The sequence below is a fragment of the Niallia sp. MER 6 genome, from assembly GCF_023714395.1.
Lineage (GTDB): Bacteria > Bacillota > Bacilli > Bacillales > Cytobacillaceae > Niallia.
In genome coordinates this window covers 411,841-437,529 of record NZ_JAMAUK010000002.1, presented here as the reverse complement: position 1 = coordinate 437,529, position 25,689 = coordinate 411,841, and the positions used below count along the sequence as shown (strand labels likewise).

Genomic DNA, 25,689 nt, shown 5'->3' with positions numbered 1-25,689 from the left:
TGTAATTGTGTATCCGCTTACACGTTGGTAAGATAAGAGCATAGAAACGAGGTGATGAAAGTTCATGAATAAGCGTCAATGTGAAATTATTGAAATTCTGCTGGGAGAGAGGAGGTTTGTGACGGCCTCTGAGTTGGCGGAGCGGCTGGCTGTTTCACGGAAGACGATTTATCGTGATATGCAGGATATTGGGAATCATTGCTCTGCTTATCGGCTCACGAAGAAAGAGAATAATGGTTATTTGCTGGAGATATTGGAAGAAGAGGAGTCAGCACATTGTGATCAGTTCGAGCATCCTAATGAGCGGCGTTTAGATTTGTTGTTATTTCTCCTTTCGATTGCCCCATGCAAGACTTCTATTCAGAAAATCTCGGAGCGCTATTTTGTCAGTCAGAGCTCTATCTTGAATGATTTTAAGCATATTGAGAAGAAGCTTGTGCCATATGGCATCCGCTTATCTCGGACGAATGAGGGAACCTTCATCAGTGGTGATCAATTCTCTCTGTATAGGCTTATGGCTGTTATTATCGAAAGCTATTTAACGCAGATTGGTGATCCGTTTTGTCAGTATGATATTCCCGATTCCATTAAGGACATTCAGGTGAAGAATGGGAGATTAGCAGAAATAAAGCAGATTCTCCATGAGTTTCAGGAGGAACAGGACTTGCTTTTAGATCAGCCCTATTATTTAACCTTGTTTTGCTCCCTTTTATCCATTATTGAAAAGCAAGCGCATCATCTCCAGCTGTTTCCTAATGAGGAAATCATCTATGAACAGATTGACGACAGCTCTGCCATCTATCCAATGGTTCGTTCTTTAGCTGAAAAGCTTGAAAAGCAATTTTCCTTCCAATTAAAGCATTATGAAATGCTGAATCTCTACTATATTTTAAAGGCTTATAAGCTTAACTCCCGATTTCTGCTTAACCAGCAGTCTGAAGTATTGTTGAATAACCAGGTTATTGCTCTCGCAGACCAGCTTATTTCCAGAGTCTCGAGAAACAGCGGCTACCGTTTTACAGAGGACAGAGAGCTGCGGGAAAGATTGACGATGCATCTTCACTCTATGGTTTATCGCCTTAATCATCAGATTTATATTATTAATCCAATCTTGAAATCAATTAAAACGAATTTCTCTAATATTTTTCAGCTTGTTCGATTTTCGGCAAATGAATTAATGGAAGAAGGTATCTATGATAAGCATCTGACAGATGAAGAAATTGGTTATATTACGCTGTATTTTCAAATTTCCTATGATGATCGTTTTGTGAACCAGATTCCGATTTTAATTGAATGTACGAGTGGAGTTGGCACGTCTCATATGCTGAGTGAAAAAATCAGGAAAAACTTTCCGAATATTCACATTAATAAAATCATCGCTCAAGAGCGCATTAAGCAGTCTGATTATGAGGATGTTGAGCTGGTCATTTCCACAGTGAAAACACACAGCATCAGCGACAAGCCGACAATCCTGGTCAGCCCGATATTAAATGAAGATGATAAATACAAGATTGATCAGTTCATTAAAGATTACTACAAAAATCAAGTAATCATCTATAACAGATGATGGCTATAAAAAATTAAATAGGAGGATCAAAATGGATGTGAAAATGGATGACTTAGACTTTACAAAAGTTGTGACAGAGGAGTTAATTAATCTCGATTTACAGGCGACAACTAAGCTTGGTGTTATTGCTGAATTAACCCACCTTTTATTTGTAAACGGTTGCGTAACAGATGAAGAAGCATTTATAGAAGATGTCCTTTTTCGTGAAAATGCCGGGCCGACTGGCTTGGAAAAGGGGATTGCCATTCCTCACGGTAAGTCAGACTTTGTTCAAAAAACATCAATTGCCATCGGCAGGACAAATAAGGAGATAGAGTGGGAGTCGCTGGATGGGGGACCGATTAATATTATTATCTTATTTGCTGTCAAGAATAGCGACAAGACAACAACCCATATTAAGCTCCTGCAGAAGGTTGCTGTCTTGCTTGCTGATGAGGAGAAAATTGAAAAGTTCCAGTCCCTTAAGACAAGAAAAGAATTCATTGAGATCTTTGCTGAAAACAACTGACAGGAGGAATATCTTATGAACATTGTTGGAATCTCTGCTTGTACCTCTGGAATTGCTCATACGTATATTGCGAAGGAAAAGCTGATTAAGGCAGGACAGGAGTTTGGCCATAAAGTCAGGATTGAGACACAAGGAACAATCGGGATTGAGGATGAGCTGACAGCGGATGAAATAAAAGCAGCTGATCTTGTCATCATTGCCGCAGATATAAAGGTGAGCGGAAAGGAGCGTTTTAAGGGCAAAAGAATTGTGGAGGTGCCGACACATATTGCTATTAAAGCACCTAAGCAGCTATACAAAAAGATTGAAGCTGAATTAAACAAAAACCAGTGAAGGGGTCTTTTATATGCTGAAAAAACTGCAAATTAAAAAGCATGCGTTAACTGCAATTTCCTATATGCTGCCATTAGTAGTGGCTTCAGGTTTACTAATTGCGATTGGGAATCTGACAGGCGGGACTGTTATTGAAAACTACCAAGAAGCCTTCTCGATTCCATCCGCTCTTGTGTCATTAGGTGTACTAGGAATGGGGCTGCTTGCTCCGGTCATTGCCGGGGCGATTGCCTACTCGATTGCTGATCGTCCAGGAATTGCACCTGGCTTGCTGATGGGGTTGATTGCTAATGCGATTGGTGCTGGCTTCTTAGGAGGCATGCTTGGCGGTTTTATTGTCGGTTACTTTGTACTCTTCTTAAAGAATAACTTGAAGGTGCCAAGATGGGCGGAAGGGCTTATGCCAATGATGATTATTCCTCTCATCTCCAGTCTCGTCGTCGGGCTTCTCATGTTCTTTGTACTTGGGGTGCCGATTGTGTGGGCGACAGATGGCTTAACATCGTTCTTGACGAGCATGCAAGGCTCGATGAGGTTTGTGTTTGGGGCAATCTTAGGCGGCATGGCAGCATTTGATTTCGGCGGTCCTGTCAATAAAGTCGCCTCCCTCTTTGCCGACGGCTTGCTGCTTGAAGGCATATATGAACCAGAAGCCGTTAAAATACTCGCATCTATGGTGCCGCCATTCGGTGTTGCTATCTCATGGGTATTATCAAAAGCATTAAAGAAAAAGAAATATACGAAATCAGAGGAAGATAATATCAAAATTGCCTTTCCAATGGGTGTTTGTATGATCACTGAAGGTGTAATACCTATTGCTGCTGTTGATATCGTAAGAGTAGTTGTTTCCTGTACACTCGGTGCAGCAGTTGGCGGCGGTTTCTCCATGCTTTGGGGTGTAGGCTCACCTGTCCCATCTGGCGGCATGTTCATCGTACCAGCCATGAATCATCCGTTTCTTTTCTGTCTGGCGTTACTGATTGGTTCTGTTGTAACAGGCTTGATGCTGTTCTTCTGGAAGAAGGAACCTGTCGAGAAAGCGGAGGAAACAACAGAGGAAGAAGATATGGACTTATCTGATGTAAAAATCTCATTTTAATCAGGAGGGAAGAGGCTTATGTATGTTTCCATGAAAGGCATGCTCGCACGTGCCAACAAAGGAAAATACGCTGTGATGGCTATCAATTGCTTCAATTTAGAGACAGCAAAGACCGTCATATTAGCAGCTCAAGAATTAAGAGCGCCTGTTATCATTGATCTTCTGCAAGACCATTTACAAGCACATCTTGGCAGTAAATTGCTGACACAGCCGATTATCGAAATGGCACGCGACGCAAGTGTTGAGGTTGCAATTAATCTCGACCATGGCAAGGATGTAGGCTTTGTGAAAAGATGCTTAAGAGACGGCTTTTCAAGTGTGATGATGGATGCATCTGCTTATCCGCTTGAACAAAATATTGAGATTACCAAAAAGATGGTTGAATTTGCTCAAACCTATGATGCCAGTGTGGAAGGAGAGATTGGCAATATCGGCTCTGTTTCCCGCAATAATCTCACCAATGATGATATGTACACAGACCCGGATGCAGCTATTGAGTATGCAAGACGAACAGGAATTGATGCTTTAGCGATTTCTTATGGCTCAAGTCATGGCGACTACCCAGACGGCTATGTGCCGCCATTCCGCTTTGATATAGTCGAGAAAATTAAAGCAGAAACAAATATACCCCTTGTCCTTCATGGCGGCTCAGGCTGCGGAGAAGCAAATATTAAAAAGTCAATTGCCCTTGGCATCAATAAAATAAATGTTGGTTCTGATTTCATGAAGGCTCAAGTCAACAGCATTCAAGAATACTTAAAGGAAAATGAGACTGTCGATTATGTCCGCCTTATCCAAGGTACAGTCGAGGCTGGCAAGGAAATGGTTAAATATTATATGGATTTATCTGAGTCAACAGGCAAGTCTTTATAAAAATCTGATCGAAATGGGGAGAGACAATGTTAGTAAACATGAAGCAATTATTAGAAGTGGCACAGGAGCACCAATTTGCGGTAGGAGCCTTTAATGTAGCGGACAGTAATTTCTTAAGAGTGGTTGTCGAAGAGGCAGAGAAAAACAACTCACCAGCTATTATCGCCGTGCACCCGACAGAGCTAGATTTCACAAAGGATGATTTCTTTCACTATGTGCTTGCCCGGATCAAAAACAGTCATGTGCCATTTGTGCTTCATCTCGATCATGGCGATAGTGTGGAAAGTATTATGAGAGCCATCCACGTCGGCTTCAGCTCTGTCATGATTGACGGTTCGCTTCTACCTCTTGAAGAAAATATCAGAGTTACAAAGCAAATCGTCGATATCGCCCATCCTCTTGGCGTGTCAGTAGAAGGAGAGCTAGGAACAATTGGCAATACAGGCACAACAATTGAAGGTGGCGTAACCGAGGTTATTTACACAAGACCAGAAGATGCGAGGGAATTCGTTGAAAGCACTGGTGTTGATACATTAGCAGTCGCAATCGGCACTTGTCACGGTATTTATCCAAAAGACATGAAGCCACAGCTGCGCATGGATATTTTGCGCCAAATTAAAGAAGTTGTTGATATCCCGCTAGTTTTACATGGCGGCTCTGCCAACCCAGATGAGGAGATTGCCGAGGCAGTTAAAATCGGGATACAGAAGGTTAATATCTCCTCTGATTATAAATATGCTTTCTACAAAAAGTGTCGTGAAATACTTGCTGAAACAGAGCTGTGGGATCCAAATGCTATTTATCCTGATTGCATTGACGCTGCAAAAGAGGTTGTTCAATATAAAATGAATCTGTTCCAGTCAGTGGATAAAGCAGATGTGTATAGACGGGAGAATGTGCGGGCTTGGAGAACGGCACAGCTGTAAAAAGTTATAGTAAGGCTTGAATAGAGCAATGGATATTTGTGAAAACAATCACATAAAAGATAGTACTAAAAGCAGGAGATAATCTCCTGCTTTTTTTCATTAAACACTAAGCGAAACAGCTATTTTTATTAGTTGTAGACACATTGGGGGAGGGAACTTGCAGCAACATCTTATAAAGAATTTATCATGACTGGATGAAATCTTAATCCAGTATTTGAGAAGAGATAGTGGAAAGTAATAAAAAAACTCTCCTTTCCTTATGGAAGGGAGAGAAAGTTAATGATGAATGATTATTATGCTAAAAAGAACCTTAAGCAGGTTTAAGTATAGTGAGAATCTTTCTAATTTCCTCTATGGACATACCTATCTCCTTAGCATATGAAATCAATTCTATCCAATCTGTATCTAGCTCTTGATTGTCTATCATAGAATGTAACATATGAACTCCTGTATAGGTATTTTGTCGCATTTTTAATATTACTTTAAATAGTTACTTAGATAAAGAAAAAAAGTTCGACAATTTTCTACAGAAGCATAGTACTATAGTAGCTAGTGTCATCTTTGGTAGCTCAGTTAATAAATATATAATTTATCGAAATCGACTTTAGTTTTTTAATTTAATAGAATTAAATTAAGATAAATATACAAAAATGTTATAATTTGTATTAAAGCAATATTCTTTTCTTAATAATAGGCGTAGGAGGCGGTAAATTGAGAAAAATGAAATCTTATAAAGTATATATAATTATTTTTGCGCTTCTTTTGTTGTGGATATGGCTGCTTTTCTACATGCTTAATGAAATAATTGGAGGAATAACTGGAGTTATAGTGGCTTGTATTGGAACACTATTAACATGCTACATAGTGAAGGAAAGAATAGACCGGCGAAACTTTATGCTTTTTTTAGAAGCGTCTAAAGTAAGATTGGAAGTTCTTGAGGAGCTAATTTATACATGTGAAAATACTTTAGATGAAATTGCTAAGAAATCTCCTGTAAGGAATACTGATATACAACAATCTGTGCAGCATTTTTATCATAAGCTATTAAGTTCCGATTTAGAAATTGTATATAAATATATGGAGTATGACTCCATTGTTAAGGTGACAAATAAATTAACATCACTTAAAGAATTAACTGAAAAAAGTTCCTTTAATGAAGTAGACGCAACTGCTGCTGTAGAAGATATTAAAGCAGTCTATCTTATATTAAATACAAATAAAAATAGCGTAGAGGAAATAGTGAAGATAAAAATGAATTAAAAGTTTTATGGTTACTTGCTGCTAATGGTCAATACTTCTTTTCTCGATCCTAATATTTATGTAGCTGATAATATTTAAAGGAACGATGAAAATCTCCCTCACCCCCAACATACAATGAATTAACAATATAATTGAGGTGATGGGGGATGAAGAAACTCAGCCGTCTCGGGGAGCTTTGGTGGCAAGGCATGACGTTAGAACATGTGTCGCATAAAGCAATTGTCAGGCCTTATTTAGCGTTTCTGTTTGTTACGTTAGTGTTTGAACTGTTTTTAGCTGTTCTTCTTATTTTTGCCTGTTTTATCTTCTATACAAACCATTACTGGCCGTCTGCCCCGTTTTATATTGGCGCTGCTGTGCTTGCTTTGCTGATGGGCATCACGATATCCTCCCTATTTGTTATTCTCCAGCGGAAAAAATGGAGAAAACAATAAAAAATCTCACTTCAATATCTTTCTCTTCTTGAAAATATTTAGTATCAAATAGCATATTGATTCATCTAGATGCACGGCAAGTAACCCTCTGCTTCTAATCATAAACATGAAAAATTCTCTATCCAGAACATTTAACTAAAAGCAGCTAATAACAAAGCGTTATTAGCTGCTTTATTCATTTATGTAAATTAGTCCAAGCTAACCAGTTTATCAGCCGTTAAAAATGGGAATCAATCAGGGATTGTGCTCTTTCATTTTAGAAAGGGCTTAACACTAAATAACGTTCTTGGAAATCAGGCATATAATATAAAATATTTTCATGTTCATGAACTGATGTTTGTTGAAATAAAAAAATAAAAAATGGAGCGATAATATGGCTGACAATAAAGAGGACTTCAAGACATTATTGCTGAGTGTGTACAATAAAGGCAATGAGGGTGCTACAGTGAAGGAATTGATGAGCCTGTTAGAGTCTGAATTGGCAAAGCTGAATACCAATGTAGGCCGCCGGTAAGCTTACCTGCTAAAAGGGAGCTCTATGTGTTTTTTTAACGGCATTTGCCTATGCCCAGGATGTATCTTATGTTATTCATGCATATATGGTGCAAAGATTTTTGAGGAAAAGTCCTAATTTTATTAGGGCTTTTTATTTTGTTCAAGAGTTAGAGTATGCTTGTTTGCTTGAAATGTTTACAGTGTTAGCAATAAATTGTTTTTTTCAGCGTAGGACAGCTGCTAAGATTGAGGGAAAGCAGTACTGCAGTCTAACTTAACTACACGACAAGGAGTAATGGAATGCTCGCAGATCAAAGAAGAGAAATGCTCATTGCGTTAAAAGAGGTAGTCATTCCTGTTTTAAGGCGACAAGGCTTTAAAGGTTCTCTTAACCATTTCAGAAGAAGGAATGAAAACAATATTGATTTAATTACCTTCCAATTCAATAAATGGGGAGGTTCATTTATTGTGGAGTTAGCTGTTTGTCCTAAAGAGGGAACAACCATGATTTGGGGAGAAGAGATTCTGCCTAATAAGGTTACAGCTCATCATATGAATAATTGGTACAGACTGGGAAGTAAATCAATAGATCAAGATGGCATTTGGTTTGATTATGAAAATGCCGTAACAAAGGAAGATTATCAAAAGTGGCAGAAAGGATGCTGAAGCTGCTTAACACGGCAGATGTAGATTGGATATCTTCCTTATTTAAGTGATTTTTTCCAAGCTAATCTCCCTTTGTATAATGCATTTATTGTAAAATAGTTACTTTTCTTACTCAGTATGGGTTTCTAGTAAAAAAGCAACAAAAATATTTTATTTTAGAAAAATATTTTTGTTTCTAATCCCTTTTTCTGCAAGTATAATAAATTGAAAACTAAAAATAGAGATAGTAGGGGGAACCAATGAAGCGTTTACTTTGTTTGTTTACAGCTATTTTACTGGCTTTAAGCCTTCTGCCTGTAACTTCGTTTGCAATGGAATCTAATGATAAGGATTTCGAAGCATTTTTAGAAGAAATCGGCTGGGAAAAGCAGGATTATATCGATTACTTAGAAAGCAAAGATTGGTATTTGGAAGATTTCGAATCTGCTGATGAGCTGGGCACACCATTAACAGAAGAATCTATCGAGCCAATTTTGACAGACTATGATCTAACAAGAGAAGAGTTAAATGAGCTTCTTGCTGATTATGGTGATATTGAAGTGGGACAAGACGTTCTTGATAGCGAATACCTTCTTTTCGCTGAAGAGGTTTATGATTATGTTGGCTACTATTTAGATGATACTTATGGCACACTTATCAATGATGAGAACCTGCAAGAGCTTGTAGAAAGATATGGCTTTGCATCTGCTGATGAATTAGAAGAGTATCTTCAGCAGTTTGATGAGTCTATCGATCACTATGAATTTATCGAAGACCTTGACTCTATTGTAGATTATTACATGAATGGTGGAGCAGATTTAGAAGCAGAGATTGATGAGCTGTTCCTATCCATGGACCTGACAGAAGAAGAAATGGACAGATTGCTTGAGCATTTTATAACAATTTATGAAGAAAACCCTGATTTTGAGGATCAACTATATACATTGAGCGAAAGAATGATGGCATTTGGTGAATTCGATTCTGCAGATGACCTGACAGCAGAGCAAATTGCTGAGCTATTGGATATCTCGAATGACATGCTGGATATTTTGCAGCTTGATGTGAAGTATTATCTTGTTAAAGATGGTGTGAAAAAACCATTATCTGTACAAAGCATGATGACGATGACGTCAACAGATGGGGCAGACTTGCTGATTGAGCTTTACAATAAACAAGGTGATTTCCTGGCAGATATCATTCTAACGAATGAAATGTTCGGTTCTGAAATAATCAAAGAGACTGGTAAAGACCTTCAAGAAGCAGAACAAATCGTAAAAGAAATTCCAGTGAAAACAGCTACTAAAGCGGTTGAAAAGACTGTAAAAGGCGGAAAGCTGCCAAACACTGCTTCTGACTACTTGCAAAATACAATCATTGGACTTGTGATTGTGCTTGCTGGTGTTGTGTTGTTTAGACGTGTTTGGGTGAAAGGACAATAAAAAATGCGGGCAGCCAATAAAAACAGAAGAGGAAATAGCCGTAAGCAATGGATTCTTCTTTCATTGACTGCTGCTGTCATTATAGTTGGAGTCTGGTTTACCAGCTCCAACTTTTATCCTTTTTTAAAGGGCTATTTCCTTTATAAGACAGAGCAAGTGAAAGCAGATGATTTGCCGAAGGAAGAAGAGGAGAAAACGGAAGCTCCTCCGGCAGTGGAGGAAGAGCCGGAAGAACCAGCAGATGAGACTCCGCTTTATGCAGAAATGCCAACAGTAGGGGACTATATGGGGGATCTGCTTATTCCGAAGCTAGAGGCGACTCTTCCAATCATTCATGGCACAGATGAAGATGAGCTGGAAAAGGGCGTTGGTCATTTTGCAGGCAGTGTTATGCCTGGTGAAGAGGACAATACGGTGCTTTCCGGCCATCGAGATACTGTGTTTAGAAGACTTGGGGAAGTTGGCAAAGGTGATCTTCTAACAGTGAAGACAGCTGCTGGGGAATTTACGTATAAAGTGAAACGGGTCAGAATTGTTGATAAGGATGATAGAACGGTTATCGTTCCAAAACCGAAAGCAACATTAACTGTCACAACCTGCTATCCGTTTAACTATATCGGAGATGCTCCGAAACGGTATATTTTAGTTGCTGATTTAGTAGATAAGCAGCTGAACAGCTGATGAAAAAAAGAAGCTCCAGCCATGGAAGCTTCTTTTTTTTCTGCAGTTATCTTTAATCAAACGTTTGTTTAACTAGCAAAAAACGGCGTCCTGAAGCGGTTTTCACCTTCAGAGACGCCGTTTTTATTATTTTACTTTTATGGTTCGATAAGAACTCTTATTGCCTGCTTTATCTTTCGCATACAGCTTCAAGGAAGTGCCTTTTTTCTGTTTGCGCAATTTTACTTTGTATGTTCCGTTTGAGCTGACAGTCGCTTTTCCTAAATATTTGCTGCCTCTGTACACATAAACGGTAGCTCCTTTTTCTGCACTGCCAGAAATACTTGTTGATTTCGATGTGACCGTTTTAGCACTAGGTGCGCCTGGTGCTGTTTTGTCAGCAACTTTAATAGAAACAGAATTACTCTTATTATGGGCAGCATCCTCAGCATACACCGTTAAATATGTGCCTGCCTTTTGCTTCGCTATTTTGATTTTATAGGCTCCCTTGCTGTCGGCTGTTGCTGTGCCAATTGTTGTGCTGCCTCTTTTTACATACACTTTTGCTTTTGCTTCTGTCTTGCCTGTCACATATGTTGTCGCATCACTGATCGAGCTAACACTTGGCTTTGTTGGTGCTATTTTATCGACAACAGTGACAGATGTGTCACCGCTCTTATTGCCAGCTTTGTCTGTTGCATTCACAACCAGCTTTGTGCCTGCCTTTTGCTTCGTAATTGTTATTTTAAAAGCACCTTTACTGTCAGCTGTTGTTTTTCCAATAGTTGAATAGCCTGATCGAACTTGAACAGTCGAACCTGCTTCAGCAGTTCCAGTGACGTTTGTGGAAGAATCACTGACAGTGTTAACCTTCGGCTTGGATGGTGCTGTTTTATCCTGCACGGTAACAGCTGCCTCTGCACTGCGGCTGCCAGCTGTATCAATTGAATAGACGGCTAGTTTTGTACCAGCCTTTTGCTTCGGAATCGTGATTTGGAACGTCCCGTTGCTGCTTGCTGCGCCGTTGCCGATTGTTGTTCCATTTGCTGTAATAAAGATGGTTGTGTATGGGTCGGCAATCCCGCTTAAAGCAGTATCACTGTCACCTATTGCATACACAGTCGGCGTTGTCGGCACATCTGTGCCGCTGCTGTTTGTCAGCATTGTATACGTAATATCGGCACCCTTCGTTGATGGTACAGAAAAGTCTTCTGGTGAGCTTAATCCTTTTACAACAGCACCGCCGCCTTTTAAAGACAAAGTTGTTGTCCCGCTGTACAGCTTCTCTTTAAGGGAATCAAAAGCGGAAACGCCTTTAAAGCCATACGGACCAGAATCCTTCTTCAAGACAAGTGCTGCCCGAAAATTCGTCATAAATTGTCCGAATGTTAGTTTAGGATCAATATATTTATGAATGATGTTCTCGACTGCTTTGTAATTGCTGTTTGTGTCTGCGATAATTTCCTTAAAGATGCTGTCCCCTTGGCCAGCCTGATATTTCAAATATTGCAGGAACAAGTAGGAAAGGGAGTAATTCGCTAACGTGTCCCCGTAATAATCCCAATTCAGTAAGGACTGCCCTGATGTGATGCTTGTGCTGTAATTATAATAATCAATCCTGCTTTGCAGGATATCCTTTGAATAGATTTGTTCGGCTGCCATCGCCAACCCTTCATCAAGCCATGTGTCCAGCTGTGTAGATCCTTGGATAAACACATTTTGGTTAAAGCTGACCATATGCTGAAATTCATGGGCAAGTGTCATATAAGCCTCAGACACATCGATATCGCCTGCGTCATACATGAGCGGGTACGTATCAATATAGAAAATCTCTGACTTATTTGAGTTTGTATCATTATATAAATCGACAGGCGAGAAATAGCCAGCAACATAGCCGCCGCTACCAGTAAACCCATCCTTAATATCATAGGCAAGGATGTTAACCTTTCCGTCATTATTAACATCTGATTCCTTCCCGAAATTTGTTGCCACAGAAAGGTGAATAGAATCATCGAATTCCTTGCCGAGCTGTGCAGCCGCATCTGCCGTAATTTCATTGTTATTTACCCACACATCTGCGTAGGTGCCACTGTACAGAAGCTTTGCAGTCAGCTGGTAATCTTCATTTGTCTCAATATTTGTTACCCAAAATGCTTTGCTGTCGCCCTCATCATAGGAGGCGATTACAGAATTGGTGCTTTTAGTCGTTACTTTGTCCGCATCTTCTGGCTCGAACGGAACGACATAATCAAGCATATAGGCTTCTTTTTCCATGTTTTTGTTGAACGTATATTCATCATTGTTAATCTCTAATGACCCAGTATTTTCGCTTTGATAAGCATTGGTAGATTCATTGCTGATTAAGCTGTAATAGCTTGTCCCGCTGCTTATGTTTAAAGCAGTTCCTGTGTAAAATGGGTTTGCTACCTTGAAATAAGTTGTATCAGAATAATATAAATCAGACTGGCTTTTCGAGGTGCCAAGACGCAAGTATATGTAGGCACTGTTTTTATAAAGTGACTTTGGAAGCGTTATTCCAAGCTTCATGTTTCCGAAAGAGGAAGACATATCGTTTGAAATGCCGCCGATATAGTCAAGGGCCCCATTATTGTCTGTGTAAAATTCTATATCCAAAAAAGCATCCTTATTTGTGCTGTCATTTTGAACAGCCAGCAGCAAATTCATCGCTTCATCTGCGGTTTCAGAGGAAGAGGTGCCAATATAGGTAACTGTATTGGTACTGCCGACACTGTCGGTCAAGCTTCCCGCCACAGCACCGTCCCTGATAAGCGGATAATCCTCCACATTGTCAAAGTTAAGATGCTTGCTTATATCAAGCCGAGGTACCAAACTTGTGTTTAAGTTTGTATTAACGCTAGCTGCCTTTAAAGATACATTCTCCTCTTGAGCAAAAGTACTTAAAGGTATAGAAAAGAGTAATAGAAAAGCAGAAAATCCAGAAATTATTTTCCCCACAAGTGTTCATCCTTCCCGAAAAAAGTAGCCCGGCTTATCGGCATAGACCCTTGGCCGATAAGCCGTCAGCTGGACATCATGTCCTTATATGAATCTCTTTTTTTAATTTATATCGGTAGTGTTTTAGCAGGATGAAATAGTAAATGATTCCATTCGTTACGCTGATACCCTCGAAATTTGTCGAACGAAAGTTCAGAGAAAAATTTACAAGGGTATCCGTATTTTTTTAATTGTTTTAAACCTTGTATTAGCAGGAGGTTAAGAATTGCATTAAAAACTAGAGTGGTATTTTTTAAAAGGGATAATGAGTATAATGGATTATTTATTTACCATATTATTACTGGTGTTAAGTTGATTTACCTATTACAATAAGTGAGGAAATTTAGGGAATTGAATATTTTGTATGAGAATACAGCTTTTTCTTGATTTTCAATATATAGATAGAAAAAAGGGGAGACTTAACAGTGAATTGTGTAAAGTGCGGGCATCCTAATGATAGGGATGCTAGATTCTGTGAATCATGCGGAGCAAATCTGCAGACAGAAACCGGGACACACCCAAATCCAGTATTGTCCAAAGAGGAAGCAGCTGCAGCGGCTTCAACAACAGCTGGACAGACAGGAAGCAGTCAAGCATATATAGAGAAAACGAAGACTGTTTCCAAGCAATACTTTTCATACTTTTTAACAGCATTAAAAAATCCTGTTCAAGCAGCAGCAAATACAGGGAAAGAGAATTTCATCAATGGAATCATTACAATTGTTTTATTTGCTTTGATGATTCCGCTTATGAGTTATTTTGCATTAAAGAGTGCATTTAGCAGCTATAACAGTGGCTGGTTTTCGCCAGATATCAGCTTCGGTGCTGTTGTAATTAAACCATTATTTATTTTATTAATTATACTTGCATTAGTAGTACTAATTATCTTCGGAGCGGTCAAGCTTGGTAAATCTTCTGCCGGCTTTCTTGATGTACTAGCGAGATTTGGTACATTCTTAGTAGTTCCAGCCTCATTTTTTGTGATTGCACTAATTATTTCCTTAATTGGTTCTTATTCTTTTGTATTCTTCCTGTTGTTGGGATTAACGGCATTCTCCTTTGTGATTCCATTGATTATTTACAGCTATAAAAAGCAGAGTAACGGTGGATTGGATGCATTCTACAGCATTCTTTTATCCTATATTGCGATTGCGATTGTATTTATGATCATTGGTGATGCAGCATTGGAAAACATCGAGGAAATGCTCGATATGATGAATCCATTTGGTTTTTAACATAAAGAGAGAACTTAGGGGGCCTGTCGTATTTCAGGCCTCTTATTAAAATATGGGGGAAGAGAAAAATGAAATTTTGTAAAAATTGCGGTACGGAAAGAAAGGCAGGCCAGAATTTCTGTAATTCATGTGGACAGCCATTTGAAGCTGCACAAACCGGCAAAACGGTCCAAGCTCCTTCCAGCAATGCTAATCATCAAACAGCAGAAGCTAAGAGAGAGCCAATGTCCAAAAAAAATAAAATCATCATCCTTTCAGCTGCGCTGGCTGTGGTAATTCTGTTTGGTGCACATAAGTTCATTGCTAGTCTATATACACCGGAAAAGACAATAGAAGCATTTGAACAAGCTGTCAAAAGCAAGGATGTAAAAGAGGCGAAGAAGGTTATTTCCTTTGAGCAATTTGATGGTGACTTCAAAGAGAAAGACATTAAAAGCTACTTAGCTTATCTGAAAGACTATCAATCCGAAATATCCAGCTCCTTTTCCTATGAAGGTGTCACAGCCGGGGCGACTGTTACAGATAACAGCAGCAATGAAATTGTGCGTCTTGTAAAGGGAGATAAGAAATTCGGCCTTTACCAGCAATACAAAATCGAGGCAATTCCATTTGAGCTAACTGTAAGTGCCAATTTGGACGGAGCAGAAGTAGAATATAGAGACAGCAAGCAGAAGGTGGACGAAGATCTGACCATAAAGGATGTACTGCCAGGTGACACGGAGCTTGCAGGCAGTTATAAAGGCGACTATGCTTCTTTATCACACACAGAAAAGCTCGACTTTGATGATGCTTATGCTAATGTGCTGGATATCTATCTTGATTTTGAAGGGGAATATGTAGATATTTATTCTAATATTGATGACAGTATCCTGTTTGTGAATGGAAAGAGTACTGGCAAAAAGGTTGCAGATGTATATGATTTCGGTCCAATTCCTACAGACGGTTCTATCAGTCTTCATGCAGAGTATGAAACAAAGGACGGCGTAATGAAAACTGCTGCTCAAAAAGTTATTAACACGAACTATATTGATTTAGAATTTACGGAGGATACACCAGAAGAAACAGAAGAGGCTTTGAACTCATTCATGGAAGATTATTACTATGCTAGTGTTTCTGCTATGAATGCAGGGGAATTCTCCTTTGTGCGTCCGTATTTAGATCCGAATGGCAAAGCGTACACAGAGTCGAAAGATTATGTAAAGTATATTTACGAAAAGGGCATTACAGAAGAAGTTGTCTCTGTCGAGGTGACAGATTATGAAAAAACAGACGAAGGCTATGTTGTTGATACAGAAGATGTGTATGACATTACTTATGAAGATGGAACAACAAAAAGGCAGGAGTACAAATCCTCCTATAAAGTGAATAAGCTTGAAGATGGTGCGTTGGAAATAAATGAGCTTATCAGCACAGAAGACAAATAAATAGAAAAAGGAAGAACCGCTAAAAAAGGTTCTTCCTTTTTTTACCCTGATCTTCTCGTCCGCCCAGCTTTAGCCTTTTTCCGTGCCATTCGCAGAAAACCATACCGAATAACCCTGTACAGCACATAAACACCGAAAAACAGCAAAAATCCGTAAATCCCAACGACTGCATCCTGAAACTCCATATTGCCGCGGCCGGTGATGCCTTGTTGTATTTCAATAGCAAAAACGAGTACTAATATGAGTGTGAAGGTATAAATGAAGGAGATGCTCGTGATGCTCCATTTTGCAAGCAGTTTGAAAACGGCATGAACCGCGAAAAAGGAGAGGATGCCAATGATGCCAATAATCCATAGATGCAAGTCTTTATCACTAGCCTGCCAGCCGAAATGGGCCGCAGCCTGCATGATAATATCATGTATTTCATTGACAATCCCGGCGATGAATCGAATAATCTCTGCCATATCTTCCTCCTGTAACAACTTTTATTCTTCATTAATACCCGATTTTCTTATTGTTGGCAAGAGATTATGTGCTGACAGGAAAATCACCGCTCAATGCTTTCACACACATCCAGGTTCTGTACATCTGTTTGTCGAGAATATGAGCCGATTCCTTAACCTCCAGCTTCCTGCCATTTTGGAAAACAATCATTGTACTTTTATTGCTGACAGAGGATGCTCCTGAAATGAGGTTAACATGGGAGAAAAAAATCCAGTGGCAGTCCATTTGGCTTGGCGATTGTGTCGGGAAAGCGTAGATGTTTTTTTGCGGATTGATGGGAATGGGGATTTTCTTTTTAATGCCGGTCAGAAAGGAAACAGCACAGCGCCGTCCGTCATATTCAGCCCCGCCGAAAAGGGAGGCCTGTTTGATCAGCTCAAGCGGAGTTTTCTTTACATAGTATTCTTCTGTTCCTTCAAGAACAATCGTGCTGTACTCCAGATTATAGGCAGGTTTCAAGGCGAGGGTTTTTTCGCTTATTTCATAATCATCATAGAAATTAGCCATTGCGATGCACTCCTTTTTTAGTAGGTGAAAAGGGAGGTTTGCATGCAGTTAATCTTAAGAAGGGAAAAATTTTTTGCGAGAGGTATTGTCTGTTGTTTCTTGGATACAGTAAAAATTACAGGGATTTAGAGAGAATATAAATGGGGAGGGGAAAGGAGTTAGTAAGCTAAATTTGCTCCTTGTACTCTTTTTCTGCTTGAATGAACAGAAAACTAGGATTGATGCCCAATTCCTTGCATAGCTTATATAGAGTAAAGGATTTTGGAATAGATGTGCCGCGTTCAATCCTGCCGATGAAATTGGGGCTCATGCTTGTCCGTTCGCCGAGCTGTTCAAGGGATAAACCCTTCTTCATTCTTGCATAGCGGATTTGTTTTCCTAATGAACTTGCAAAAAATTTTTCATTAATCATGTCAAACCTTCTTTTAGCATTATTATCCATTAAAAAAGAAGGCGTTTCCACAACCAAGAGTTTGCTTTTTTACATTTATAGTAAATGATTGCTAAAAAAAGTTTGAACGCTACTCTTTCTCTGGTTTTCCTATTATGGCAGGTTTCAAGGCGTGCGTCTAAAGCATTTTGAATCATTCTTTTAAAAAAAGTTTGGATGTGTTAAATCGTTTTGAAGGGAAAACTGAAATAGAGGGCGAAATATTTAGTAGAGCAATACTTTTTTAAAATTCTTGAAAGGGTGATTTTTATTGTTATTCAACCTGCAAAACTAACCAGTCTAGCAAAAGAGTGTTTGGAAAACTTCGAATCGAAAAAAGATTTATCCTATGTTGTGAAATCTTCTATGCCAATTTTGTACTTTGGCAATATCAAAAAATATTTTGAATCCCCGATCCGTATCATTACAGTCGGTTTGAATCCTTCCAAGAAGGAGTTCCCTGACCCAGACCCTTTCCTTCGTTTTCAGCCAATGAAAAAAGATCATTATTATGATTTTAATCAGCAATATTTGGCTGCCCTAAATGAATACTTCCAAGATAAGCCATACAAAGAATGGTTTGATCCAGCCTATGAGCCGTTATTGAACGGTCTTGATGCCAGCTTCTACGGCAATATGGTAAACACGGCCATCCATACAGACATCTGTTCCTCCCTTGCGACGAATCAGACATGGGAATCGCTCAGCAGAAGTGAACAGAAAAACCTTGAATCAAGCGGTGTTCCAGCTTGGCACAAGCTTGTAGATTATTTAGAGCCAGATATTATTCTATTATCTGTTTCCGGCGGCCATCTTTCCAAAATTGCCTTTGAGACAGTCAATGATTGGGAGACCGTTTATACAACGCAAATGGACCGCCCATATTTGGTAAACAGCAAGAAGGTTGTGTTAAGCAGCGGCAAGCAGTCATCGATTTATTTCGGCAGAGCAGCAGAATTGCCGTTTGGTTTCATCTCCAGTGAGACGAAGTACTTAATAGGCAGACATCTTAAAAAGCTGTCAGATAAACCGGAATATACTCCTGACTTTAATCAAGCTTATATGTACTCTGCTATGGACCTCGACCAAAACGACGGCGAGATTTTTGGATAAACGGAAAGTAAGCCTCCATTTATTGGAGGCTTATTTTTTATTCTTTATTCTTCTTTTCATCAGACTCGTTGTTGTCTTCTTTAATATTCTTTACCTGTTCTTCAACTTTCTTGTCATCAAGTGGACGGTCCACTGTTTTGTCTTTTAAATCATTCGGTTTAACCATTTTGGACAGCCTCCTTTAGTGTTGTACTTTATATATAGACGCTGTGAATTTTTTTAAACCATGAATTATTTTAAGAGTTGTAATAGTTTGATGGATAAAGAGAGGGAGTTCATTAAAAGCAACAGGAAAAACTTTAAGTTACTGTAAAGAATTAGTGTTATTTCTGCTAATTAAATTCCATTATTATCTTTGCTTTTCTAATTGTTAGTATAATGAACGAAAGAGGAGCTACCCTAATGTACAACATAGCGGAGGGACAAACAAAGACATGATTAATCCTTTAATAAGTATTATCATACCTGTTTATAATGTAGAAGCATATATAACGAGATGTTTAGATTCACTCAAAAATCAAACGTATAAACATATAGAAATAGTAGTGATAAATGACGGTTCGACTGATAACTCTTTAAGCATTGTAGAGGAAATCGGCAAAACAGATAATAGAATCCGCATCTATAACAAAGAAAATGGCGGTCAAGCGAGCGCTAGAAACTTAGGGATAAGTATCGCAAAAGGCGAATACTTTATGTTTGTGGACAGCGATGATTATTTGGACAATAATGCCGTTCAAGCATGTGTGGATATAGTCAACAGCCAACAATGTGACTTGATTGTGTTTGACTATTACAAAGTGAATAAACAAGGCCAGAAACAGCATATTCATCTTGGCACAGAACTGCATACCTGCAGTGCCGGACCTTGTAATAAACTGTTTAGCAGAAAGTTATGGGAAAACTATCGTTTTCCTGAGGGCTATTGGTATGAAGATCTCGGGATTGTCCCAGTGGTTGTTGCGAATGCTAGTAATATAGCAAAAATTGATCAAGCCCTCTATTTTTATGATATTTCAAGAGATACTTCTCAAACGAACACAATTAATCCTTTAAAACTGAACGATAAGATTTATATGGTTGAAAATGTGTATAAGGAATTAGAAAAACAAGGGAAGCTTAATAAGAATCTAAATAAGGTTGAATATTTGTTTATCGACCATCTCTTGAATGGATTATTATTTAAACTCATGTACGTAGAAGATACGACTGTAAGAATGAATATAGCTGTGAATATAAAGACAACAATGGACCGCTACTTCCCTAAATGGGAAGCTTCCGTAAAGCATAACAATAAAGGGATAAAAAAATTAATGAAAAGAATTGTAATTCATCAATACTTAAAGGGTCAGTTTCTCCTAGGCGATGTTTTATTAAAGTACCCGAAACAGCTTAAAAAGAAGATTGTGTAAAAAAGCTAACTAACTTAACTAACTAACTTAACTGTATGGATAAACGAGGTGTTTCTTTGAAAAGGGTTTTAATATCAGCATATTTAAACAACAACTTAGGAGATGATTTATTCGTTAAAGTTTTATGTGAGCGATACCCTCAAACACAATTCTATATTTATGAAAATAAAGGGAAGCTTAGTGCTTTCACAGGAATAAAAAACTTACATGTGATTTATCCGAATATCCTATATAAGGTGATTGATAAGATTCCTAATAAACTATTCAGCAAATCCTTTATTAGAACGATGCTTGGTTTAACGATGGACGCACATGTATATATTGGCGGCTCTCTTTTTATCGAAAAAGAGAATTGGAAAATGAAGATAAAAAAGGATAAAGCGAAGCTATTAAATAATAAGTCTAATTTTTTGTTAGGCTGCAATTTTGGGCCATATGAAAATAGCGGCTTTTTTGAAAGCTATCAACATATCTTCTCAAACTATGATGATGTTTGCTTTAGAGATAATCAATCATATGAGTTGTTTAAAGAGCTTCCCAATGTCCGCTTAGCACAAGATGTTGTGTTTAATTTGGATTATCAAGCACAAGGAATTCAGGTGGAGAAAAGGGTTGGTATTTCACTGATAGATGTGAGTAACCGGGAAAACCTAGCACCATTTAAAGCGGCTTATTTACAGAAGATGAAAGAAATTTGTGAATCATTTATTAACAATGATTATCAAGTCACGTTATTTTCCTTTTGTAAATATGAAGGTGATGAAAAAGCAATCGCTGAGCTGCTGCAAGTAATGGACGAAAAATACAAGCCTAACATCAAAGTAGTTAACTATAAAAATGATTTAGATACAGCATTGGCGGAGCTTCATAAAGTCGAAATAATGTATGCCACAAGATTTCACGCGATGATTCTTGGGTTGTTATTTAAGAAAAAAGTGTTTCCGATAATTTACAGCAAAAAAATGACCAATGTGTTACACGATATAAATTTTGAAGGAAAATACAGTGAAATCAAGGATATTGGCAAGCTTGATATTACAGAACTTGCACAGGTAGAGTATCGAGAACTGGATATGGAGCATATTATCAAGGATTCTAACCTGCAGTTTCTACAGCTGGATAAATACTTGTTGAATGACTGGAAATAAAAAGGAGTAAATATGAAAGCCAAAAGAAGTCTGATCAATTTAGCCTTAGGGTTAATAAGTCAGTTACTAATCATAGCACTGGGCATTTTAATTCCGCGTTTACTTTTGGTGAACTTTGGTTCTGAGGTAAATGGATTATTATCTTCTGTTGGGCAAATTATTATTTATATGTCCCTATTAGAAGCAGGGGTAGGAGCTGCCTCCTTACAAGCATTATATAAACAAGTGGCAGGTGCAAATCGGGAAAATATAAATTCTATCCTGTCAGCTACATCAAGCTACTATAAAAAAACGGGTATTTACTATTTTATCTGTATTATCCTGCTTTCCGTTTTCTATCCGCTTTTTATTGATTCATCCATCGATAAAATGACGATTATGTTTGTAATTCTCGTTACAGGTATGGGCGGAGCTATTAATTTCTATTTTCAAGGAACCTTTAAAGTTTTTTTAATTGCAGAAGGAAAAAGCTATGTCGATACATCAATCACAACACTTATTAATATTGTGATAAGTGGATTAAAGATTCTATTTATCCTTAAAGGCTATAATCTTATTGCGATTCAATCGACACATTTTGTGTTAATGATTGTGCAAATTATCATTTATCAAATCTATATTAATAGAAATTATCAATGGCTAGATTTAAAGGTTAAACCAGATTTTGACGCCATTTCGCAAAAAAAATCAGTGATGGTTCACCAAATATCTTCTCTAATCTTTAACAATACGGATGTCCTTATTCTGACTATCTTTACGAATTTAAAGGTTGTAAGTGTCTATGTGCTTTATAATATGCTGTTTTCTGTATTAGATAAAGTCATCAGCACCGTCAACAGCAGTGTCACATTTGCACTCGGACAAACCTTTCATGAAGGCAAAGATAAGTTCTTAAAACTATTTAATGCTTACGAAGTTTGTTTCATGTCCTTTGTGTTCTCCTTATTTACGGTCGCCTATATATTCATCTTGCCATTTATGGAGCTGTATACGAGCGGAATTAAGGATATAAACTATATTGATTTTTGGATACCGACCTTATTTGTCATCATTAAATTATTAGTGAATGCGCGAGCAACCTCTAATAATGTCATAAATATTGCAGGGCATTTCAAGAAGACACAAAGCCGGGCGATATTGGAATGTACGATTAATCTAGTCTGCTCCATCACGCTTGTTCAGTTTTTAGGAATATATGGTGTGCTGCTTGGCACAATCGCAGCATTATTATATCGCTCTATCGATATCGTCCTTTATGCGAACAAAAAGATACTGGAAAGAAATGCGTGGATGACAATAAGAAGATGGCTGACAAATATTGTGATATTCTCAATCATCGTAACTGCAGCCAAAGCGATGAGCATTCATCCAACTTCTTATGTAACGACAATTCTTAGCGCCGTTATTTTATTAGGATTAACGATTGTGATATTTGCTTCTGTTAATGCTGTTATCGACAGAGAGGCTTTTAAATATACAAGAGATATTATCGTTAAACTTATTAATCAACAAAAGCGCAAAAAATCTATCTCTACATAAGAGAGGAGGATGTTTATGAATTCGGAGCATGAACTAAAACAAACTGGCACTGTGATTACTGACTTTTTCCATACCAATCAGCAAGAAATGAGCACTATAGTGGATATAGCACAACTGCAAAAGTTTTTAAGTGAAAAACTAGCTGACTCTGCCGAACAAAAGGATTATATAGAGAATTTTAACGAAGTGTTACTTGCGCTGTTAAAAGGAAAGCTGTCTGAAGAAGTGTTTCTTTTCTATTTAGAAGCGCAATTTTTTCTAGATGAAGCAGCTGCTAAACAAATTTTCACTCATATAACGAGATTTCAAGCTTTTAAGGAAAACTCGCTGCATGATAATCTTACGTTCCCACAACAATCAGCACCGAAAGTGAATGTTATTATTACTACGTATAATAGAGAAAGATTTCTAGAACAAGTAATTGACAGTATTCTAAAGCAAGATTATCCAAATATTGAGTTAATCATCATAGACGATAACTCCCAGGACGGAACAAGCTCTTTAATGGAGAAGAAATATGCTAGTACGTCCAATGTCATATATATGAGAAATAACAAGAATGAAGGACCAGGCACAAACCGGTTGAAAGCCTTTGTTACACATGCTGACGGCGAGTATATTTTCTTTTTAGATGATGACGATTATCTGATTGATTCGAATTATATAAGCAAAGCAGTCCATTTTCATGAACAGCATCCAGAAGTTTCATTTGTTGCAGCTAATGTATTCTTAGATAAAACGAACAAATTCGAATTAAAACTTTCAGACCTTAAGCTAAACACCATCGTCAAAAAATATGATTATTTTATTAACTTTGAAAAAAAAGGCTACCCGAAGCCAGCATCCACACTAACAACTGTTTTTAAGCGGTCTGCGCTCATTGAGATGGACATTGTAAACATGAAAATGGTCAATGATTCTGCTATCTATTTAAGATCCCTGCTCGTTGGCGATGCCGGCTTTCTTGATACAGTCGCAGGTGTGTATCGAATTCACGGCAATAATATCACCTTTAACTTAAAGAGTGACTTTATCATTGAAAATTTAAACGAAAAAAAGACAATCAAAAATATGGCTGTTAATGACTTCAACTACAATGCCAAAGAAGTAGAGGACTGGTTTGGAAACAGTGTGTACGTTACAGTTATGTACTTCTTAAAATATTCCGCTAAAAACGCAAATGATTATTTTGTGATGTTAAATTGGACAAAGGAAAACTGCAGAAGTATTTATAAAAAGATGCGATATGCAGCGCTGAAATTTGTCATTAAAAGACGGCTGTCCAGACTTCGTAATCTGGGCAGGAAAGCTGTCGTGCAGAAAAGTTAACAAGGAAGGGTGAGTCCGGTTTTATTGGGCTCATCTTTTTTGTCTAAGCATTTATTCTTAGATAGTTAATCCTTACTTTTGAACAAATATCCAAAAAAGCACTCTATGTTAGTTGTGTCCATCAATTAATAGAGAGTGCTTTGTATTAATTCTCCTTCTAACTTAGGTAGAAATATAATGAAAAATTTCCCTTTCAATTTTTAGAGAAATACTACTATGTGCTAATTAATGTGAATAACCCATCTTCCATGATCATTTTGTGAACTCAAAGGAAACGGATGCTTCAATAAAGAAACCCAAAAAAGAAGAGAGGAGGGCAGATGAAATATAAAAAAATCCATGAAGCAAGATGTTTCACTTTAAGTATTACAAATATTGAGGGGGAATTTCTTATGTTTAAAAAAATATTTAGTCTAATTGTAATTACCGTTCTGTTTGTAGGTATGTTTAATCTGCCAATTACAAGAGCAGAGACGAAGGATATTTCTAATATCAAATCTCCTGAAGAATTTGCAGCCAATATGGAGGAGTTACCATTCGATTTAATCGAAGATGTTGAAACAAGTGACTATAAAGAAAATAGGGATAGTATCATATCGGAGGAAGAAGAATACAGTGCAGAGATAGATTTTGATAAAAGTAGTATAGAATTTACAGATGAAGATGGAAATAGTATTGAGATTTCTTTAGATGATGAAGAGTTAGAGTTTAAAGAAAATGATGATGGAACTATAGTTTATGAAAATGAAGATGAAGATTATCAGGTGAAAAACCAAATATTGGATGGAGGTTTCAGGCAAATTTATACACTGGAATCTGAAGAATCGCCTAAAGAATTTAAAATTGACATTGAGTTAGAGAAAAACCAATATTTAGTTGAAGAAGACGGATTATATTATGTTAAAGATGATAAGGGAGAAATAATATTCAGTATTGGGAAGCCTTGGGCTGTTGATAATGAAGGTGATTTTATAGAAAGTCAGTATACTCTCAAGGATAATGCAATCTATCAAACAGTAGAATATACAGGCGATAGTTACCCTCTCCAAGCTGATCCTTTGTTCTGTTCAGATACCATAAATAATACTGACTCAAAGTATTTTGGAAATAGTAGCAGTGGTAAATTCTCTGTTTATACAAGAACGTGTGCAAAATTATTCGTAACTTCAAGCTATGTTTTAGGCTCACCATTAACAGGGACATTTGCATCAACTGTTATTGCAAAGGACATGTGGTCTGAGGTTACCGCAGATGCAAATTTCAAGAAAAGTATAGCGAGCTCAAAACATGGTAGGATGAAAGATCAATTTATATGTCATGCGATAAATCCAGGTACTGTTTGGAAAACATCATGGAACTTAGAACCTTGGAGACCTGATAAGTCTCTACTTAACACATATTTAGATGCATGTAATCCGAAAAAAAATTATTAACAGGAGTAAATCAATGGGGCTAATTAATAGTTTAAGTGCTACTGTTTATGAACCAATGATAGTAGTACTTTTGTTATTTTCTGCTGGGTTACTATTTTTTTTCATATTATTATATTGTTTACTGAACTTGAAATTTAATATGATAGGGTTTGTTTTTCTTGGACTGTCTATAATTACCTATTTATTGGTTGGCATATACATGGTGGGTAAAGGTTATTACTATGATACAGACCCGAGAGAAGGTCATATTTTTAATAATTATGGATTTTTAGAGCTGATTCTATTAACATACCCATACATTTTCCTAACACTGGCCTGTAGTATAGGTAAAAAGAAAAAGCAGTGAAAGCAAAAAGGGGAA

Annotated in this window: 27 protein-coding genes; 21 read left to right on the top strand and 6 right to left on the bottom strand. The window is 37.6% G+C overall.

The genetic code is table 11. The features are described from left to right. The first annotated feature begins 64 nt into the window (after nucleotides 1-64). From M3600_RS04635 to M3600_RS04610, 6 genes are read left to right on the top strand one after another with little or no spacing between them, the layout of a single operon-like run. The gene (locus M3600_RS04635; RefSeq protein ID WP_233315788.1) at nucleotides 65-1,567 is read left to right on the top strand and encodes a BglG family transcription antiterminator; all 1,503 of its coding nucleotides are present in this window, start codon (nucleotides 65-67) and stop codon (nucleotides 1,565-1,567) included. 37 nt (nucleotides 1,568-1,604) lie between these two features. Continuing rightward, nucleotides 1,605-2,075 (top strand): PTS sugar transporter subunit IIA, encoded by a 471-nt coding sequence (locus tag M3600_RS04630; protein ID WP_396953783.1) that lies wholly within the window; start codon nucleotides 1,605-1,607, stop codon nucleotides 2,073-2,075. A gap of 15 nt (nucleotides 2,076-2,090) precedes the next feature. Continuing rightward, nucleotides 2,091-2,408: a PTS fructose transporter subunit IIB gene (locus M3600_RS04625; RefSeq protein ID WP_233315786.1), complete on the top strand. Its 318-nt coding sequence runs from the start codon at nucleotides 2,091-2,093 to the stop codon at nucleotides 2,406-2,408. A gap of 16 nt (nucleotides 2,409-2,424) precedes the next feature. Then, nucleotides 2,425-3,507 (top strand): PTS fructose transporter subunit IIC, encoded by a 1,083-nt coding sequence (locus tag M3600_RS04620; protein WP_233316138.1) that lies wholly within the window; start codon nucleotides 2,425-2,427, stop codon nucleotides 3,505-3,507. Nucleotides 3,508-3,525: 18 nt separating this feature from the next. Then, nucleotides 3,526-4,380, top strand: a complete 855-nt coding sequence (locus tag M3600_RS04615) for a class II fructose-bisphosphate aldolase (protein WP_251644826.1) — start codon at nucleotides 3,526-3,528, stop codon at nucleotides 4,378-4,380. Between the two features lie 26 nt (nucleotides 4,381-4,406). Next, complete coding sequence (locus M3600_RS04610) at nucleotides 4,407-5,306, top strand: ketose-bisphosphate aldolase (protein WP_233315784.1); 900 nt, start codon at nucleotides 4,407-4,409, stop codon at nucleotides 5,304-5,306. A 310-nt stretch (nucleotides 5,307-5,616) separates the two neighbouring features. On the opposite strand, the gene sinI is transcribed toward M3600_RS04610, so the two are convergent. Beyond that, complete coding sequence (sinI, locus tag M3600_RS04605) at nucleotides 5,617-5,733, bottom strand: DNA-binding anti-repressor SinI (protein WP_233316137.1); 117 nt, start codon at nucleotides 5,731-5,733, stop codon at nucleotides 5,617-5,619. 284 nt (nucleotides 5,734-6,017) lie between these two features. Between sinI and M3600_RS04600 the strand changes: the two genes are divergently transcribed. The 6 genes from M3600_RS04600 to M3600_RS04575 all read left to right on the top strand — a co-directional run bounded on the left by M3600_RS04600 (nucleotide 6,018) and on the right by M3600_RS04575 (nucleotide 10,260). Further along, nucleotides 6,018-6,566 carry a hypothetical protein gene (locus tag M3600_RS04600; RefSeq protein WP_251644825.1) on the top strand — a complete coding sequence of 183 codons (549 nt, stop codon included), beginning with the start codon at nucleotides 6,018-6,020 and terminating at the stop codon, nucleotides 6,564-6,566. A gap of 146 nt (nucleotides 6,567-6,712) precedes the next feature. Then, nucleotides 6,713-7,000, top strand: a complete 288-nt coding sequence (locus M3600_RS04595) for a hypothetical protein (protein ID WP_233315782.1) — start codon at nucleotides 6,713-6,715, stop codon at nucleotides 6,998-7,000. A gap of 373 nt (nucleotides 7,001-7,373) precedes the next feature. After that, on the top strand, nucleotides 7,374-7,514 hold the full coding sequence (locus M3600_RS04590) for a hypothetical protein (RefSeq protein WP_233315781.1): 141 nt from the start codon (nucleotides 7,374-7,376) through the stop codon (nucleotides 7,512-7,514). 281 nt (nucleotides 7,515-7,795) lie between these two features. After that, nucleotides 7,796-8,161, top strand: coding sequence for a DUF4304 domain-containing protein (locus M3600_RS04585; protein WP_251644824.1), 366 nt, complete (start codon nucleotides 7,796-7,798; stop codon nucleotides 8,159-8,161). A 239-nt stretch (nucleotides 8,162-8,400) separates the two neighbouring features. Beyond that, a complete protein-coding gene (locus M3600_RS04580; RefSeq protein WP_251644823.1) occupies nucleotides 8,401-9,579 on the top strand; it encodes a processed acidic surface protein in 1,179 nt (392 codons plus the stop codon). Between the two features lie 3 nt (nucleotides 9,580-9,582). Beyond that, the gene (locus M3600_RS04575; protein ID WP_233315778.1) at nucleotides 9,583-10,260 is read left to right on the top strand and encodes a class D sortase; all 678 of its coding nucleotides are present in this window, start codon (nucleotides 9,583-9,585) and stop codon (nucleotides 10,258-10,260) included. A 126-nt stretch (nucleotides 10,261-10,386) separates the two neighbouring features. On the opposite strand, the gene M3600_RS04570 is transcribed toward M3600_RS04575, so the two are convergent. Next, nucleotides 10,387-13,215: an Ig-like domain-containing protein gene (locus tag M3600_RS04570; protein WP_251644822.1), complete on the bottom strand. Its 2,829-nt coding sequence runs from the start codon at nucleotides 13,213-13,215 to the stop codon at nucleotides 10,387-10,389. A gap of 464 nt (nucleotides 13,216-13,679) precedes the next feature. Between M3600_RS04570 and M3600_RS04565 the strand changes: the two genes are divergently transcribed. Continuing rightward, entirely contained in the window at nucleotides 13,680-14,489 is an 810-nt protein-coding gene (locus M3600_RS04565) for a zinc ribbon domain-containing protein (protein WP_233315776.1), read from the top strand. A 68-nt stretch (nucleotides 14,490-14,557) separates the two neighbouring features. Next, nucleotides 14,558-15,913, top strand: coding sequence for a zinc ribbon domain-containing protein (locus tag M3600_RS04560; RefSeq protein ID WP_251644821.1), 1,356 nt, complete (start codon nucleotides 14,558-14,560; stop codon nucleotides 15,911-15,913). Between the two features lie 41 nt (nucleotides 15,914-15,954). Here the strand turns inward: M3600_RS04560 and M3600_RS04555 are convergent, their stop codons facing one another. The 3 genes from M3600_RS04555 to M3600_RS04545 all read right to left on the bottom strand — a co-directional run bounded on the left by M3600_RS04555 (nucleotide 15,955) and on the right by M3600_RS04545 (nucleotide 17,336). Further along, the gene (locus M3600_RS04555) at nucleotides 15,955-16,377 is read right to left on the bottom strand and encodes a hypothetical protein (RefSeq protein ID WP_233315774.1); all 423 of its coding nucleotides are present in this window, start codon (nucleotides 16,375-16,377) and stop codon (nucleotides 15,955-15,957) included. Nucleotides 16,378-16,441: 64 nt separating this feature from the next. Further along, nucleotides 16,442-16,924 (bottom strand): competence protein ComK, encoded by a 483-nt coding sequence (locus M3600_RS04550; protein WP_233315773.1) that lies wholly within the window; start codon nucleotides 16,922-16,924, stop codon nucleotides 16,442-16,444. Nucleotides 16,925-17,090: 166 nt separating this feature from the next. Beyond that, on the bottom strand, nucleotides 17,091-17,336 hold the full coding sequence (locus M3600_RS04545; RefSeq protein ID WP_233315772.1) for a helix-turn-helix domain-containing protein: 246 nt from the start codon (nucleotides 17,334-17,336) through the stop codon (nucleotides 17,091-17,093). A gap of 333 nt (nucleotides 17,337-17,669) precedes the next feature. Here M3600_RS04545 and M3600_RS04540 point away from each other — a divergent pair, with 333 nt between their 5' ends. Then, nucleotides 17,670-18,467 carry a hypothetical protein gene (locus M3600_RS04540; RefSeq protein WP_251644820.1) on the top strand — a complete coding sequence of 266 codons (798 nt, stop codon included), beginning with the start codon at nucleotides 17,670-17,672 and terminating at the stop codon, nucleotides 18,465-18,467. A 37-nt stretch (nucleotides 18,468-18,504) separates the two neighbouring features. Here the strand turns inward: M3600_RS04540 and M3600_RS28850 are convergent, their stop codons facing one another. Beyond that, nucleotides 18,505-18,633, bottom strand: coding sequence for a hypothetical protein (locus tag M3600_RS28850; RefSeq protein ID WP_282581406.1), 129 nt, complete (start codon nucleotides 18,631-18,633; stop codon nucleotides 18,505-18,507). A 268-nt stretch (nucleotides 18,634-18,901) separates the two neighbouring features. On the opposite strand from M3600_RS28850, the gene M3600_RS04535 reads away from it, so the two are divergent. The 6 genes from M3600_RS04535 (at nucleotide 18,902) to M3600_RS04510 (ending at nucleotide 25,674) form a co-directional block, all read left to right on the top strand. Further along, nucleotides 18,902-19,879, top strand: coding sequence for a glycosyltransferase family 2 protein (locus M3600_RS04535; protein ID WP_251644819.1), 978 nt, complete (start codon nucleotides 18,902-18,904; stop codon nucleotides 19,877-19,879). A 56-nt stretch (nucleotides 19,880-19,935) separates the two neighbouring features. After that, nucleotides 19,936-21,027, top strand: coding sequence for a polysaccharide pyruvyl transferase family protein (locus M3600_RS04530; RefSeq protein WP_251644818.1), 1,092 nt, complete (start codon nucleotides 19,936-19,938; stop codon nucleotides 21,025-21,027). Nucleotides 21,028-21,039: 12 nt separating this feature from the next. Beyond that, nucleotides 21,040-22,566, top strand: coding sequence for a polysaccharide biosynthesis protein (locus M3600_RS04525; protein ID WP_251644817.1), 1,527 nt, complete (start codon nucleotides 21,040-21,042; stop codon nucleotides 22,564-22,566). A gap of 15 nt (nucleotides 22,567-22,581) precedes the next feature. Beyond that, on the top strand, nucleotides 22,582-23,895 hold the full coding sequence (locus M3600_RS04520) for a glycosyltransferase family 2 protein (RefSeq protein WP_251644816.1): 1,314 nt from the start codon (nucleotides 22,582-22,584) through the stop codon (nucleotides 23,893-23,895). Nucleotides 23,896-24,215: 320 nt separating this feature from the next. Then, the gene (locus tag M3600_RS04515) at nucleotides 24,216-25,328 is read left to right on the top strand and encodes a DUF2599 domain-containing protein (RefSeq protein ID WP_251644815.1); all 1,113 of its coding nucleotides are present in this window, start codon (nucleotides 24,216-24,218) and stop codon (nucleotides 25,326-25,328) included. 13 nt (nucleotides 25,329-25,341) lie between these two features. Then, on the top strand, nucleotides 25,342-25,674 hold the full coding sequence (locus tag M3600_RS04510) for a hypothetical protein (protein ID WP_237941974.1): 333 nt from the start codon (nucleotides 25,342-25,344) through the stop codon (nucleotides 25,672-25,674). Nucleotides 25,675-25,689 lie beyond the last annotated feature (15 nt).